This is a genomic window from Bacillus sp. C-3-6 (assembly GCF_054509685.1).
The window spans coordinates 1,486,692-1,502,022 of record NZ_CM137247.1 but is presented as its reverse complement, the minus strand read 5'-3'; the positions used below and the strand labels follow the sequence as shown (position 1 = coordinate 1,502,022).

The window sequence follows — 15,331 nt, the reverse complement described above, 5'->3', positions numbered from 1 at the left end:
ATTGTTCCCCTCATTTTCTTAACTTACGATAATCTAAATCTCCTCGCTCTAATGCGTGCATCAACATTTCAGCACTTGCCATATTCGTTGCAAGTGGAATCGCATATACATCACATAAACGAAGCAATGCATTCACATCCGGTTCATGCGGCTGTGCTGTTAATGGATCGCGGAAGAAAATCACCATATCTAAATCGTTTTTTGCAATCATTGCACCAATTTCTTGATCTCCACCAAGAGGGCCAGATTGATATCTTGTTACAACTAATCCAGTCGCTTCCATAATACGAAGCCCTGTCGTTCCTGTTGCAAATAATTCATGTTGCTCAAAAATTGGTTTATATGCGTATGCAAACGAAACCATATCATTTTTCTTTTTGTCATGTGCGATTAAGGCAATTTTCATCCGTTGTCTCCCCTTTAGTCGATAATATTTTCTAAACCGTACACAAGATGATCAAGGTTCATTACTGTCTCAATTGATAGTTTTACACCTGACATAAATGATGCACGATTGAATGAATCATGACGAACTGTTAACATTTGTCCATCTCCACCGAACATTACTTCTTGGTGTGCAATAAGCCCTGGCAAACGTACACTATGAATGTGAATACCGTCTACATTTGCACCACGTGCACCTGCTAGTTGCTCTACTTCATTTGGATGACCTTGCTGCTTTGATTCACGATTTTGACGAATTAATTCTACCGTTTTTACAGCTGTACCAGACGGTGCGTCTAATTTTTGATCATGATGTAATTCAATTACCTCAACATCTTGGAAATATTTCGCTGCCATTTGTGAGAATTTCATCATAAGAACTGCACCAATTGCAAAGTTTGGAGCAATAATTGTTCCTACTGCTTTTTCTTTTGCATTCTCTGTTAAATGTGCCAATTCTTCTTCTGTAAATCCAGTTGTACCAATAACAGAACGAAGTCCACGCTCAACTGCAAGTGTAACGTGTTGTTTCCCAACTTCTGGTGTTGTTAAATCTAACAACACATCTGCTTCTACTTCATCTAAACAAGTATGTAAATCAGCGTAAATCGGTGCATGTAATGCTGGCATGCCAGGTAAATCAGAAATCTTCTCACCACCATGCTTATAATCCACTGCTGCTACTAAATTAAAATGTTCCGTTCTTTCCATAAGAAGGACTGCTTCATGTCCCATACGTCCTCTTGGTCCGGCGATAATTACTTTAATTTCTTTCATTATTCTTTCTCTCCCTCATCAATACGTGTCCAGCGATCTTTATCACGTGTATTAAATTTATTCATTACAATGTTATGTGCTGTCTCTAAATCAATATTTAAACTATTTGCCATACAAATCATAACAAATAATACATCTCCAAGCTCTTCTTCAATACTTCTTTCTTTTTCAGTTGTTTTCTTCGGTTTCTCACCATAATAATGATTTACCTCTCTCGCAAGCTCTCCCATTTCTTCCGTTAAACGAGCCATCATTGCAAGCGGACTGAAATAACCTTCTTTAAACTGACCAATATATGCATCTACTTCTTTCTGCATATCTTTCATCGTTTTTGCTTCCATACTATTCACCTCTAATCCTTCCTCTTTCATGTTAGCCAATTCATCGCGATTTGACAAATATTATTCCCCGCCAAACACCTATTTGCGACCCTTTTTTGGATAGACTATAATAAAGTGAAACTTTCTTTTGCGCTTTTTGCAAAAGATTAGTTGAACCAATCGGGTTCCTACGGCTGGTTCGTCTTTCTTCAGAGCTTTATCTCCTACCAGCCGTTGGAACGGGGTAAAGTGAAACTTTCTTTTGCGCTTTTTGCAAAAGATTAGCCCATACTAATCGAGTTCTTACTATTTTCACTAGCAACTAGAAATTACTTATTATTATGTTTTACCGTTTCAGCGGAGCAATGTAATCATTACATAATTAGGGGGATTTCTATATGACATCAAAATTGAAGATGCGAAATATTATTTTTATTTTAATCGGTTCCGCTATATTTTCTTTCGGTATTGTCAATATCAATATTGAAAACCACCTTGCAGAAGGTGGGTTTACTGGTATTACACTATTATTGTATTTTTTATTTAAGTTTGATCCTTCCTACTCAAACTTAATTTTAAATATCCCTATATTTTTTATTGGTTGGAGGTTACTTGGCAGAACGACATTTTTATATACATTAATCGGCACATTTAGCGTATCTTTATTTCTATGGATTTTCCAGCGTTACGAAGTGCTCAACTTACATTTAAACTTGCAAAATGATATGACACTCGCAGCTTTATTCGCCGGGGCATTTATTGGTATCGGTCTTGGGATAATATTTAAATATGGCGGGACTACTGGCGGTGTAGATATTATCGCACGACTAGCTCACAAATATGTTGGCTGGAGTATGGGTAAAACGATGTTTATGTTCGATGCTGTCGTTATCGTCGTCTCTATTCTTACCTATTTATCATACCGCGAGGGTATGTATACGTTAGTTGCTGTTTTTATCGGAGCTAAAGTCATTGATTTTATGCAAGAAGGAGCCTATGCCGCCAAAGGAGCGACTATTATCTCAGAGAAAAACGATGAAATTGCTGCCAAAATTTTATCTGAAATGGAGCGCGGAGCAACCTTTTTAAAGGCTGTTGGATCGTATACAAAAGTGGAACGTAACGTACTGTATTGCGTTGTTGCTAAAAATGAAATCGTGAAATTAAAGAATATTATTACTTCAGTAGATCCTCATGCATTTGTCGCTGTAAGTGATGTACATGATGTAGTTGGTGAAGGATTTACGTTAGATGAAAATAAAAACCCTTTACATAATTAAATGTAACTAGAAAAGCGCCTTAGCTTTTCTAGTTTTTTATTACAAGTCTTTTAAGCTTCTCCAAATCCTCATAAATAAGCTCCAATAAACTCCGATTATAAAAAATGGAAGCTGGATGAAAAGTTGGAAAAACATGATATTCATTCTCTGACCATGTAAACTCTGCACTTTGCATATCCTTTAATTTTTGAATGGGCTGTTTTAATAATTGCCCGTGTACATCTGTGATTTTTTTATTTTTTCCTGTTAAACGTTGAAGACCAATATTTCCAAGTGTGACGATAAGCCTCGGATTTATTTTCTCTAATTCATAATCTAACAAAGGCGCATGGGCAACTATTTCTCCTTGATTTGGCGTTCTATTATACTTTTTTTGTATGCTTTCACCATTTCGTTCTTTTTTCTCTCGCCATTTATAAGGTCTACTCCGAACAGCGCTCGTAATATATACTTCTTCCCTCGTAACGTGAATACGCTCTAAAAAACCCATTAATTGTTTTCCCGACCTCCCGCTAAACGGAATCCCATTATGAATTTCTGTTTCACCAGGCGCTTCTCCTAACAACATAAATTTGGGATTTTCAGGACCTTGTCCACTTAAAAAACCTTCTAGTTGATAAGGAGCACTACGCTCTTTCACTTGTTTTACTAAATGGTCTGGATATTTCATTTCCCCCACCGCCTTTCCGCATTACTTCTATTATTTCTATTTGTAATACATTATATAATTCAATCCACACAACAAAAAAAGACTATCAAAATTGATAGTCTTTAGTCGTCGCTACGCTGCATACCAGTATACATTAATACGAGACGTAATAATTCAAATACCGCTACAGCTGCAGCTGCTACATATGTTAATGCTGCTGCATTTAATACTTTACGAGCTTGGCCATATTCATCTGTTGATACGATACCTAACGCTTCAATTTGTTGCATTGCACGCTTTGAAGCATCGAACTCAACTGGTAATGTAACAAGTTGGAACACAACACCTGCAGCCATTAAAATAATTCCTAATAACAATAGTTTCGACATTGTCGCAAATATACCAATCATAATAAATACCCATGATATATTCGATCCAAAATTCGCCACAGGAACTAACGAATGACGAATACGCATAAAGTTATAATCTTGCGCATCTTGAATTGCGTGTCCTACTTCATGTGCTGCCACTGCTGTACCAGCAACTGAATGTCCATAATAGTTATCTGTTGATAATCGAACCGTCTTGGCCGTTGGATCATAATGGTCTGATAAATGACCTGGTGTTTCTTCCACAGCTACATTGTATAATCCATTTTCATCTAAAATTTTTCGAGCCACTTCCGCTCCTGTCATACCTGATGTTGAATAAACTTGTGAATACTTGCTATAGGCACTTCGTACTCTTGACTGTGCATACAACGGTATGATCATTATGATCGCGAAGTAAATTAAATAAAACATCATGAACCTCCATTGAAGTTTTAATTATAGTACTTCTCATTCTATTTTCTTCTGCCACTATTGTCAATGAATAAACCTTACAATCCATATCTTTACTTATTACATTATCTATTTTTAGAATGCACATTACTTTTTCTTTTTTCTCTCTCTCCTTTATACTTTCTCCATCCAACATAAGTTAATGTGAATAAAATAAGTCCCCCAGTAATTGTCATAAACCAAATGAGAGAAGGTGCAATTTCATCCTTTTTTACTGTGTGAAATATCTTTTGCAAATCCCCTTTAATAATCCCTAATTGCATTTGGCCACCTTTCGTTTTTAACATAACGTTACGAAATTCATCCAAATAAGATAAATGAACATTTACACGCTGTACCTCGTTTTCTGGCAAAGCAATCATTAAACTTGGATAAATAATATTGAATTCATTTAAAAATGTATTTAATGTTTGTTGAAACTGCCCAGCATCTTCTTTTTCCATCGCTTTTTCCATTTGAGAAAAGGCATCCATTACTTTCCTTTCTCTTTCCATCCAAAGTGGTTGATATTTCGATACTTGTGCATCAACAGCAAGTTGTAATGCCAACACATTATCCATTTTAGCTTGCTTACCTAAACCTTCTTCAGAGAGCGATTGCTGCGCCTTGTCGTAAGCTAAAGAAATAACTCTAACTTGATCTGGTGTTACTTCATGCTTCTTTTCATTCCCCTTCATTAAAAATTGCTCTGAGAAAAGTTGTAATACTTGTACCGCTTTTTCATCTTCATTACGCTTCACTAACTGTAACGAGTCGTCTAACAACCCTGTTAGCTCATTCCACTCTTCAGCATATATACGTAACGGAAACATTATAATTAGAAATGCTATCAATCCAATTAATGTTCTCTTCATCCCGGTCCCCCCTATAACTACTAGTACAAAATATGTTAATTGGGACAAGAATAGAACAGAACTGAACCGAAAAATATATTATCGTTTTACAAAGAAAAAATTCTCTTTAAGCAGAGAATTTTTTCTTTGACATCCTTTTCTTTTTTACGAAATATCTATATAAGCTATAACAAAGTATACTACCACCTAAAATGAATAATAAAATAGCACACGCAGCATGCATAAAGAACTCCTCTGGTAGCATTAATATAACTGGATCCGTTTCAATATCAAACATCCAATAATCATTACTGAATAAAAGCTTATGGAATAATACAAAGCTCTTTTCAAAATTAATAGCGATTGGTAACATAAGCGCTATCGGAAAAATGATTGTTAAAATTGATCCGTGCAGTAAAAACTTTTCATTTTTCTTTTTTAATAAATAAATTCCCCCTATCACTGCAATCATAATTGTCGCATACATCACATATTGAATCTTTACTAAAATATTTTTAACATCTACAAAATGAATACGGCCATTTGTAGACATATCTAATGTTGGCAAATGTAATGCTCCGTCATAAAACGGGGATAAATATGTAATAAGCACATCGTAATTTCTTTTAATTTCATCCTTCGTCATATCCGCTAAATCAGGAATATTTAAAAAATCAATTTCAAAATAATACAGCCATTTTCCATACACAACTGCCGTTGTTGCGAGTGCAAAAATAGAAAATGCTATGCTATATGAAACAACTAAAGTAATCAATCGATCCAATATTTTTGTACCACTCTTATTTTTCTCCATGTTCTCCCCCTAAATGTTCTAACCATCATAAAGAAAATTGTTTCCTGTGCTCACGTAAGCAACAATAATATGTAATACATAGTACAGCAACGCTTAACCAAAACGTAAAATAACCAATTTCCTCTACAAACAAATGCATAATTCCATATCGTGGCATTTGCCAAAATAAATAATCAATTGCATCGTTATGCAACGTCCATACACCCGCTACTATAAAATGCCATTTTTTTATACGGTAAAATGGAGCATATAAAACACCTTGCACTGCCATCGCAAAGTGCGAAAGCATTAACATGTAGCCCATAAGGCCAATAGGACCTTTTACGTAAATCATAATCGCATTTACAACAACAGCCCAAATACCATATTTTATTAAAGTAACAATCGCTAGCGCTTCTATTAATCCCCAGTTTCTCTTTGTCAAAAAAGCAATTAAAACAAAGACAAAAAAGAGACTCGCCATAGGACTATCTGGTACAAACGGCCAAAATATAGGTGACGTTTCTTTCAGTTGATTTCCGTACCATATAAACCCGTAAATTGTACCTAATATGTTAACAACCAATAAAAATAATAATACCGAGCGTTGTCTTAACATTGCATACAAGTACACCAATCTGTATGTCCAACACCTTTCAAGCAAAGTAATTCATTCACTAAATCCTACTCTATTATAACAAACTTCATCCAACTAAATAGAAAAGCTGACTACAAATTTTGTAGTCAGCTTTTTATTATTTTTTATTATACTTTGCAACGAATTCCGAAAGCTTCTTCAGTTCCTCATCTGTACCTTTAAATACACCTTTAGGCATGGAACCTTTTCCATCTTTCGCAATTTTAGCAATTTCTTCTGGCTTTAAAGTTAAGTTTTGCAGTGCTGGTGCTGCCGCCCCGCCCTGTAAGTTGTCACCATGACATGTTAAACAAGTATTTTTTTGCATTAATTTATAGCCATCATCATTTTTATCAACTGGCGCGGTTTTTACAATTGCTCCTTGTTTCTTTGCAGCTTCCCAGTCGTGGTGTGCTACAGATTCCCAAGTTAAAAAGATAATCGATGCAATTGCTAAAAGCATAAATCCAGTTGCTACAGGACGCTTCAATGGACGTCTTTCTGGACCTCGATCAAGAAATGGAGCTAACAGTAATGCACCAAACGCAATCCCTGGCATAATAAACGCTCCAATTACAGTAAATGAACCGGAAGCATAAGAATACTTTAATAACTGATACAAGAATAAGAAATACCAATCTGGAAGTGGTATATATCCAGCATCTGTTGGATCCGCCATTCTCTCAAGCGGCGACGGATGCGCCACTGTTAAACATAAATAACCGATTAAAAAAACTGCACCAACCATCCATTCTTTTAACAAGAAGTTCGGCCAAAATGCTTCTGTTTTCCCTGGGTATTCAGAATAGTCTTTTGGAATATTTGGTTTCCGAGCTACCGGTACCCGAGAATCTCCTACAAACTTCATCCCTTTGCCGCGATGCATAATCTCCCTCCTTTAGTTCTTTCCCCTTTAATTTAGCAATCTCTTATAGTGGACCGGAAATACCTTGTTTGCGAATCATGATGAAGTGGAAGGCCATTAAACCTAGAAGTGCTGCTGGTAAGAAGAAGACGTGAATAGCAAAGAAGCGAGTTAATGTTTGAGCGCCAACAATTTCGGAATGACCAGCGAGTAATGTTTTAATATAAGGACCAATGAGCGGTGTTTGCTCTGCAATTTGAATCCCTACTTTTGTAGCAAATAAAGCTTTCATATCCCACGGTAATAAATATCCGGTAAAACCAAGACCTAACATAACAAAGAAAATAAGAACACCAACAATCCAGTTTAACTCACGGGGCTTTTTATACGCACCTTGGAAGAAAACTCTGAGTGTATGTAAAAACATCATTACAATTACGAGACTAGCACCCCAGTGGTGCATACCACGAACAATTTGCCCATAAGCAACTTCATTTTGTAAATAGTAAACTGATTCCCAAGCATTTTTAATATCAGGCACATAATACATCGTCAAAAACATTCCAGATAAAATTTGAATTACAGTAACGAAAAAGGTAAGTCCTCCAAAGCAATAGACGAATGCAGAAAAGTGATGTGCCGGGTTTACATGTTCAGGTACTTCATGATCAGCGATATCACGCCATATCGGTGTAATATCTAATCTTTCATCTACCCAATCATAAATTTTATTTAACATCTACTTTGCACCCCCTCTTGGCTTCGCTTTTCCTAGATACAGCGTTCCATCTTTCACTTTAGACTCGTACACATCCAGCGGAGCAAGGGGTGGCGTACCTTTAATGTTCATCCCATCTTTTGTATAACGACCCCCGTGACATGGACAAAAGAATTGATTCGGATGTGCTTTGTCCGAATTCCAGTTAACTGTACATCCTAAATGTTTACATACTGGAGAGAACGCAACAATGTCTCCGCTTTCATCTTTATGAACCCACGCCGATTTTGGTTCTTCAGACTTGTACCAACCATCAACCTGTTTCACTTTAAAATCGAAACGCTTCGGCTCTGTTGTAATATCCTTTACTTGCGCAACAGCAACCATATCTGTTCCGGCTTCTTTTCTTAACACCGGATCAAGCGCAAATCGCGTCATCGGCATTAAAATACCGGCAGCCATAAAGCCTCCTACCCCTGTGAGTGTGTAATTTAAAAATTGTCTTCTTGACACGCGATGTTCTTTCTCGCTCACGAAAATTTCCCCCCTCTATCAGAAATTGTCCCCTCGTGATAAATTATATAAAAAATAAAAACTAGGACACTATCATGATATAATACGCTCATGCACAGGTCAATATCATACTACTCATAATAATAAGAACTTTCTGTTTATTACGAGTTTCCCCACTTCTCTTCCAACATCACCATTATATTTTTTATATGCGCATGAATAACTTCTCTTTTTGCTTGATCACTAAATTGTTCTAATGCTAATGAAGGAAACCAAAATAAATCTCCCTGTAACTCTTGCATATCCTCTTTCCATGAAAAATCACTTGTAACATAAGCAATATGCTTAAAACCTTCGCTTCGTAAATGATTTGTCCATTCTTGCAAACGACCTTTTTCATTCTTTTGACTTTCTACCAAATACGTAAACGCAGGTAGTAAAAGCACTCTTCCTTTATACTCTCTTTCCAATTCCGTGCTCAACAATTCGATAAATTCACCTTGTTCTACAACCATTTTCATTTCTTGTGCTGCCGAAATTGATAAAAGCGGTATTACTCCTGTATCAACATACTCTCTTGCTTGTTCAAACTGTTCCACATCTTTTACACTCCACTTCAAATTCCTTCCCTCCTTCACTTGCAAATGACAGAACTTTCACTTTATATATATTAAACCATACTAAAAGAGGTAAAAAAAGAAAAACTACCCAATATAGGTAGTTTTTCTTGGTGAAAGTCTGAAATTTGTAAAAATTTATTAATCCAAATAAATTCTATAAAGTCTTTAACTCGGCCGTTAATCTATGAAACGCTTCCTTATCTTGCTTATCTAACGCTTCATCAATTTGTTTCAAAAGGCGTTCTCTCCTAAATGAAAATACACTTTCTTCCAAAAACCTTTCTGCAAGTAAACGATCTTTTTCATTTACTTCAATATGCTTTGGTAGATATGGGTTTTCTTCTAATACAGCTACATAATTCGCATTTTGAAACGATGATTTAAAGTTGAGTTGAATATAAATATCCTCATCTCGATTTAAACGAATATCATGAAACGATTTTTCAGCATCTGTTGTCATAACATTTTGTTTAAAAAAGTGAAACGGTGTGTCTTTCACACAATTCGCTGACATCACTAAGCCACGCGGACAATATTTTGCATGCTCTACGAAGTGGACTTTATGCATCAATTGGTCGTGACTCATTAAATAATTCAGAATCCATACACATTCACGCTGTTTCAGTTGGTAATTATTCAAAAACCATTTTACAAAATCCTTCTTCTCGTTTACAGAAACAGGGGTATTCATAGCAATTAAGTCCCTCCTCTGTCTTTCTCTTTTCTTTTTAGATTCAAGAAGCGGCATTCAGTTTCCTTCCAACTTATGAAAAATCCTCTAAATTATATAACAACTCTTCAATATGAATTTGTGTCGGGTCTAGTTGTAATAACTGGGTAAATACTTCTTTCGCCTCTTTTCGCTTTCCTTCTTCCAATAAGAAATAACCGTATTCTTCTAAGAAGTCTGGATGATTCTTAAAAGAAGTATATGCACTTTCATAGTGTTTTAATGCATCCGAATACATTTCTAATTGTTTTTTTGCATACGCAAGGTCCCAAAGTAGTTGTGTATCTGGTTCTCCACTATCAATAGCACGCTCTACAATTGCAATTAACTCTTCGTACTTTTCTTGTCCTTTTAAGATATACGCATATTTTAATGTTGCGCCTAAATGCCCTGGGTCTAACTCAAGTGCTTTTTGAAGAACTTCCTCTGCTTCTACTATTTTTCCTAATTTCGCCGCAATGTTCGCTAACTCTACATAAAACGGAACTGAAAGCTCATCTACTTTAATTCCTTCATGAAGCGTTTCATAGCTTTCTTGAAGCATTCCTTCTTTTTCATAGCTTTTCGCTAAATACATGTACAGTGATGCGTACTCAGGGTCTAATTCTTTTAGTTCTTGCCAAGCACCGATTGCTCTCTGATATTCTTCACCTTGGTATAATGTGAAGGCATATCCAAATAATGAGTGAATATCTTTTTGTTCCTCTAGGCCTGCTTCATAATAAGAAATCGCCTCTTCCCAGTTTCCAATCGCACTTAACGTTTCTGCAAGGCGAAGTGCGATCACAACACCACCCATTACTTTATGTTCAGCTAATAGCGATTCATAATAAGTAATTGCCTTTTGTTCTTCACCTTTACTACTATATAATTCTGCTAACCCAAACGTAATAACAGGTTCATCAGGCATCATTTCTTTCGCCTTTAATAGTTTTTGCTCTGCTACATCATCAAAACCTTGCATTTGGAATAAATCTGCAACAAGTAATAAAGATTGAACATATAAATCGTCATTTTCTGGAATATCATGAAGTACTTCAATCGCTTCATCTTCTTTATCTAGATCAATATATAATTCTGCTAAAAATACAGTGAATTCACTTTCTTCCGGATACAGTAAACGTAAGTCTTCAGTAATCGCTAATGCCTCATCTGTAAATCCAAGTGTATGATAGTAACGAGCGATATCATACTTCTCTTCATCATTTGCAATTTTTAATTGTTCTTTTAATAATTGTAATCCTTTTTCCGCTTCACCATTTTCAATATATGAAACAGCTTGTTCAAACTTTTGCATAAACGTCTCCTTTAATTCTAAAAAATATTCTCTTCTGTTCATTTATCATAAGCAACTCACTGTTAGAACGCAACCTTTAGAATGAGCATGCTTCTTCTTATACTTCTTCTTACAGAGTAGGTAATTGTTCAAAAGGTTCGGATATGACACCGATACCTTATCATCATCTTCTATTGTACCGCTTTCTTTTATGACCGTGCAAATAACTTCTCTCACTAATTATCAAGCCATACAAACCGTGATTTACAGAACAACTTAATTACCAGTCTTCAACCTTTATTTTTAATACGATAAAAAAGGCTCCTATAATAGGAGCCTTCACAATCTCTTAAGAATATGTTTCTTCTTTCTGTACTTGCTCATTTACAAGCTCTTTCAGCAACTCTATAATTTCATCATTTTCTTCTTTCAAACCGACAGTAATACGAATACCATCATCGATACCAAATGCAGCACCAGAACGAACGATATATCCTTTTTTCATTAATCGTTCGAAAGCTTCATTACCTGGTATACCAAGTTTTAAGAAAATGAAATTTGTTTGAGATGGATAATAGATTACGTTATATTCTTTACAAAATGCATAATACTGATTTAGACCTTCAGCATTCTTTTTCACACAATCTTGTAAAAAGGCTTGATCTTCTAATGCAGCGAGTGCTACAGATTGCGCTACAGTTGATGTATTGAATGGTAACCTCGCTACTTCTAGCTGTCCGATTAACTTCGCATCCCCAATCGCATATCCGATACGAAAAGCAGCTAAACCATATGCTTTTGAAAACGTGCGTAAAACCATAAGATTTTCATACTTTTCAAGAAGTGGCAATGTTTGCGGATAGTCTTCTGCTTCCGCGTATTCATAATATGCTTCGTCCATAATAACGAGAGCCGACTTAGGAACTGATTCTAAAAATGAAAGTAATTTTTGTTTCTCAACATATGTACCTGTCGGATTATTCGGATTACAAATCCATACAATTTTCGTTTTATCATCTACTTGCTCTAGCATTGCATCTAAATCGTGAATACCGTCTTTAAGTGATACTTCACGAACTTCTGCTCCTTCAATAACAGCATGGTGATGATATTGTGAAAACGTAGGATTCGCCATTACAACGTTTGTTCCTTCATGTAGTAACGCTCGGCTAATCATTTGAATGACTTCATCTAATCCACTACCAAATAGTAGTTGTTCTGCTTTTACACCTAAATGTTCCGCTGCTTTTGTCCGAAGTTCAAAGGCATATCCATCTGGATAAAGGGCATATTGGCTCGCTAAAGAAGTTAATGCTTCTGTCACACGCGCTGAGCAACCGAATGGATTTTCGTTCGATGCTAATTTCACAATTTTCGATAATCCATATTCCCTTTTTACTTCTTCAATGTTTTTCCCAGGCACATACGCTCTCAAAGTTAACAATTGCTCTTTCACTCTCATTTTTCTTCCCCCAGTCATTTCATTCAATTTGATTACAATACAGTTATAGCCCCTTACTGTAATCTTTTATCATAACCGTCACTATTACGAGAATACCTCTAAATGAGCACTTCACAACACTTCGCTATCATTTTAAACCATATCTTTTTGAAATGCCTCTAACGCAATATGAACAGTCTCATCTGAAATAGATACGACATTCACTACCCCATATTCCTGCATAAGCACCATATGAATTGCTCCTGCATTTGCTTTCTTATCTTGTTTCATCAATTGAACGAGGCGCTCTACATTCAAATCTCTTGGCATTTTTGGATAGCCGTATTTCAAGAACCACTGCTTCATATCTTCATAAGCAAGATCAACCTTGTACACTTGCTCACTTAAAAATATGGCGAATAACATTCCAACCGCTACGCCGTCACCGTGAGTAATATTCCCATACCCTAGCTCTTTTTCAAGAGCATGTCCTAACGTATGTCCAAAGTTCAAATGGGCACGTACACCCTTCTCTGTTTCATCTTGTGACACAACATTTGCCTTTACAGGAATCGCCTTCGTTAATATATGGATTAACTTCTCATCACGAAGATCCGCTAATGTTTGCACTTCTTCTTTTAACCAATGATATAGCTCCACATCACCAATAAGAGCATGCTTTATCACCTCTGCATAACCTGAACGCCACTCTTTTTCAGGAAGAGACTGTAAAAACGGTGTATGATATACAACCACTTCTGGCTGATGGAATGCACCAATCATATTTTTACCTAACGGATGATTAATCGCTACTTTCCCACCTACTGCGCTATCGTGCGCTAATAAAGTCGTCGGAACCTGCACAAAGCGAATACCCCGCATAAAAGATGCAGCAACAAAACCAGCTAAATCTCCAATCATTCCGCCTCCAAGTGCAAGAATTAAAGAATTTCTATCTAATTTATTTTCAAGAGCTGACGTATGAGCCGCATAGAAATTTTCGAAAGACTTCTCTTTTTCGCCACTTGGTACAACAAACGAAAACACGTCCTGCTCCACTTGTAATGCATCGATAACTATCTGTAAATGTAGTGATGCAACAGCTTCATCTGAAATGATCATTACGTTAGATACAGCTGGCTGCATATTTTGAACGATCATTGTTAAGTTTGACAACGCTTCTTTACCAACATGTACATCATATTCTTTTGATTTCGTTTGAATATGTATGTTTCCCATTAAAATCCCCTCGCATATTCATTATGTTTCTCAATATTTTCACGAATTAGTTCCATACGATCTAATCCGAATTGTTCTATTAAAGCTGTTGCTAATTCCCAAGCCACAACCGCTTCTGCAACGACACTAGCTGCTGGCACTGCACAACTATCTGAACGTTCAATGCTCGCTGTAAAAGGCTCTTTCGTATCAATATCTACACTTTGAAGAGGTTTATAAAGTGTAGGTATCGGTTTCATCACACCGCGCACAACAATTGGCATTCCAGTCGTCATACCGCCTTCTAATCCACCTGCATTATTTGTTCTTCTTGTATATCCATGCTCCTCATTCCATAGAATTTCATCATGAACTTCACTTCCCGGTCTATGCGCTGCTTCAAAACCAATTCCAATCTCGACACCTTTAAAAGCATTAATACTCATAATTGCAGCTGCTAATTTCGCATCCAGTTTTCGATCATAATGCACGTAGCTACCTACTCCAATTGGCATTCCTTCCACAATTACTTCAACGATTCCACCAATTGAATCACCATTTGCTTTCGCATCATCAATCGCTTTCATCATTTGGTTACCAGCTTCGTCATCTAAGCAACGTACAGGAGATGCTTCTGTAATACTCTTTAATTCTTCAATTGAACTATACGTAACCTCCTTAGCTTGTACACCGCCAATTTCAATTACATGGCCCGCCACTTTAATACCAAGTTCTGCTAACACCTTTTTAGCAACCGCACCAGTAGCAACACGCACCGTCGTTTCGCGCGCTGACGAACGTTCCAGTACATTCCTCATATCTCTATGACCATATTTAATTGCACCATTTAAATCAGCATGCCCAGGCCTTGGTTTTGTCACTTTCCTTTTTATCTCTTTTTCTTCCTGCTCAGTTAAAGGCTCTGCCCCCATAATTTTTGTCCAATGGGCAAAATCACGATTTTCAACAACGAGTGCAATAGGGGAACCTAATGTTTCTCCATGTCTAACACCACTTAAAATTTGCACTTGATCCGTTTCAATTTGCATGCGTCTACCACGCCCATATCCCTTTTGCCTTCTAGCTAACTCTTCGTTTATATCATCCGCTACTAAAGACAATCCTGCTGGAACACCTTCTATAATCGTTGTAAGTTGCGGACCATGAGATTCACCAGCCGTAATATATCGCATACGTTATTCCTCTTTTCGTATATGTATTTATCTCACTATATTAACTTTTATCATTCTAAAAATATTAAAGAAATTATATCATAAATCGACCATTTTCTTATTCTATATTTCCGATAGGCCTAATTTAAATATCAATATATCATAACAGCTCAAACTTCGTAACTAATTGAAAATAAAAAAAG

At 36.3% G+C, this 15,331-nt stretch carries 18 protein-coding genes; 1 reads left to right on the top strand and 17 read right to left on the bottom strand.

Features of this window, described 5'->3' with window-relative positions:
• Positions 1–10: 10 nt before the first annotated feature.
• From mgsA to ACW0JX_RS07795, 3 genes are read right to left on the bottom strand one after another with little or no spacing between them, the layout of a single operon-like run.
• Positions 11–406 carry a methylglyoxal synthase gene (gene mgsA / locus ACW0JX_RS07805; RefSeq protein ID WP_000684765.1) on the bottom strand — a complete coding sequence of 132 codons (396 nt, stop codon included), beginning with the start codon at positions 404–406 and terminating at the stop codon, positions 11–13.
• Positions 407–420: 14 nt separating this feature from the next.
• The gene (gene dapB, locus ACW0JX_RS07800; RefSeq protein WP_000658808.1) at positions 421–1,221 is read right to left on the bottom strand and encodes a dihydrodipicolinate reductase; all 801 of its coding nucleotides are present in this window, start codon (positions 1,219–1,221) and stop codon (positions 421–423) included.
• The gene (locus ACW0JX_RS07795) at positions 1,221–1,562 is read right to left on the bottom strand and encodes a nucleotide pyrophosphohydrolase (protein WP_002108639.1); all 342 of its coding nucleotides are present in this window, start codon (positions 1,560–1,562) and stop codon (positions 1,221–1,223) included. The genes dapB and ACW0JX_RS07795 overlap by 1 nt, the downstream gene beginning before the upstream one ends.
• A gap of 377 nt (positions 1,563–1,939) precedes the next feature.
• Between ACW0JX_RS07795 and ACW0JX_RS07790 the strand changes: the two genes are divergently transcribed.
• Positions 1,940–2,821 carry a YitT family protein gene (locus ACW0JX_RS07790; protein ID WP_000202121.1) on the top strand — a complete coding sequence of 294 codons (882 nt, stop codon included), beginning with the start codon at positions 1,940–1,942 and terminating at the stop codon, positions 2,819–2,821.
• Positions 2,822–2,849: 28 nt separating this feature from the next.
• Here the strand turns inward: ACW0JX_RS07790 and ACW0JX_RS07785 are convergent, their stop codons facing one another.
• The 14 genes from ACW0JX_RS07785 to aroC form a co-directional block, all read right to left on the bottom strand.
• Positions 2,850–3,491 (bottom strand): uracil-DNA glycosylase, encoded by a 642-nt coding sequence (locus ACW0JX_RS07785; protein ID WP_000876861.1) that lies wholly within the window; start codon positions 3,489–3,491, stop codon positions 2,850–2,852.
• A 101-nt stretch (positions 3,492–3,592) separates the two neighbouring features.
• On the bottom strand, positions 3,593–4,276 hold the full coding sequence (locus tag ACW0JX_RS07780; protein ID WP_011109966.1) for a zinc metallopeptidase: 684 nt from the start codon (positions 4,274–4,276) through the stop codon (positions 3,593–3,595).
• Positions 4,277–4,377: 101 nt separating this feature from the next.
• Entirely contained in the window at positions 4,378–5,166 is a 789-nt protein-coding gene (gene ypjB, locus ACW0JX_RS07775) for a sporulation protein YpjB (protein WP_000831589.1), read from the bottom strand.
• Between the two features lie 106 nt (positions 5,167–5,272).
• Entirely contained in the window at positions 5,273–5,959 is a 687-nt protein-coding gene (gene lit / locus ACW0JX_RS07770) for a lipoprotein intramolecular transacylase Lit (protein ID WP_000414374.1), read from the bottom strand.
• Positions 5,960–5,984: 25 nt separating this feature from the next.
• Entirely contained in the window at positions 5,985–6,575 is a 591-nt protein-coding gene (gene lhaT / locus ACW0JX_RS07765; RefSeq protein WP_000262838.1) for a lipoprotein heptaprenylglyceryl N-acetyltransferase LhaT, read from the bottom strand.
• A 118-nt stretch (positions 6,576–6,693) separates the two neighbouring features.
• The gene (gene qcrC, locus ACW0JX_RS07760; RefSeq protein ID WP_000554601.1) at positions 6,694–7,461 is read right to left on the bottom strand and encodes a menaquinol-cytochrome c reductase cytochrome b/c subunit; all 768 of its coding nucleotides are present in this window, start codon (positions 7,459–7,461) and stop codon (positions 6,694–6,696) included.
• A 43-nt stretch (positions 7,462–7,504) separates the two neighbouring features.
• Positions 7,505–8,179: a menaquinol-cytochrome c reductase cytochrome b subunit gene (gene qcrB / locus ACW0JX_RS07755; RefSeq protein ID WP_000932700.1), complete on the bottom strand. Its 675-nt coding sequence runs from the start codon at positions 8,177–8,179 to the stop codon at positions 7,505–7,507.
• The gene (gene qcrA / locus ACW0JX_RS07750) at positions 8,180–8,692 is read right to left on the bottom strand and encodes a menaquinol-cytochrome c reductase iron-sulfur subunit (RefSeq protein WP_001290420.1); all 513 of its coding nucleotides are present in this window, start codon (positions 8,690–8,692) and stop codon (positions 8,180–8,182) included. It lies immediately after the preceding gene.
• Positions 8,693–8,832: 140 nt separating this feature from the next.
• Complete coding sequence (locus ACW0JX_RS07745; protein WP_000872170.1) at positions 8,833–9,291, bottom strand: YpiF family protein; 459 nt, start codon at positions 9,289–9,291, stop codon at positions 8,833–8,835.
• Between the two features lie 154 nt (positions 9,292–9,445).
• Positions 9,446–9,982, bottom strand: coding sequence for a ReoY family proteolytic degradation factor (locus ACW0JX_RS07740; protein WP_001095925.1), 537 nt, complete (start codon positions 9,980–9,982; stop codon positions 9,446–9,448).
• 73 nt (positions 9,983–10,055) lie between these two features.
• A complete protein-coding gene (locus ACW0JX_RS07735) occupies positions 10,056–11,318 on the bottom strand; it encodes a tetratricopeptide repeat protein (RefSeq protein ID WP_001168673.1) in 1,263 nt (420 codons plus the stop codon).
• A gap of 328 nt (positions 11,319–11,646) precedes the next feature.
• A complete protein-coding gene (gene hisC / locus ACW0JX_RS07730) occupies positions 11,647–12,759 on the bottom strand; it encodes a histidinol-phosphate transaminase (RefSeq protein WP_459245539.1) in 1,113 nt (370 codons plus the stop codon).
• 132 nt (positions 12,760–12,891) lie between these two features.
• Entirely contained in the window at positions 12,892–13,977 is a 1,086-nt protein-coding gene (gene aroB / locus ACW0JX_RS07725) for a 3-dehydroquinate synthase (protein ID WP_459245538.1), read from the bottom strand.
• Complete coding sequence (gene aroC / locus ACW0JX_RS07720) at positions 13,977–15,149, bottom strand: chorismate synthase (RefSeq protein ID WP_089170703.1); 1,173 nt, start codon at positions 15,147–15,149, stop codon at positions 13,977–13,979. The genes aroB and aroC overlap by 1 nt, the downstream gene beginning before the upstream one ends.
• Positions 15,150–15,331 lie beyond the last annotated feature (182 nt).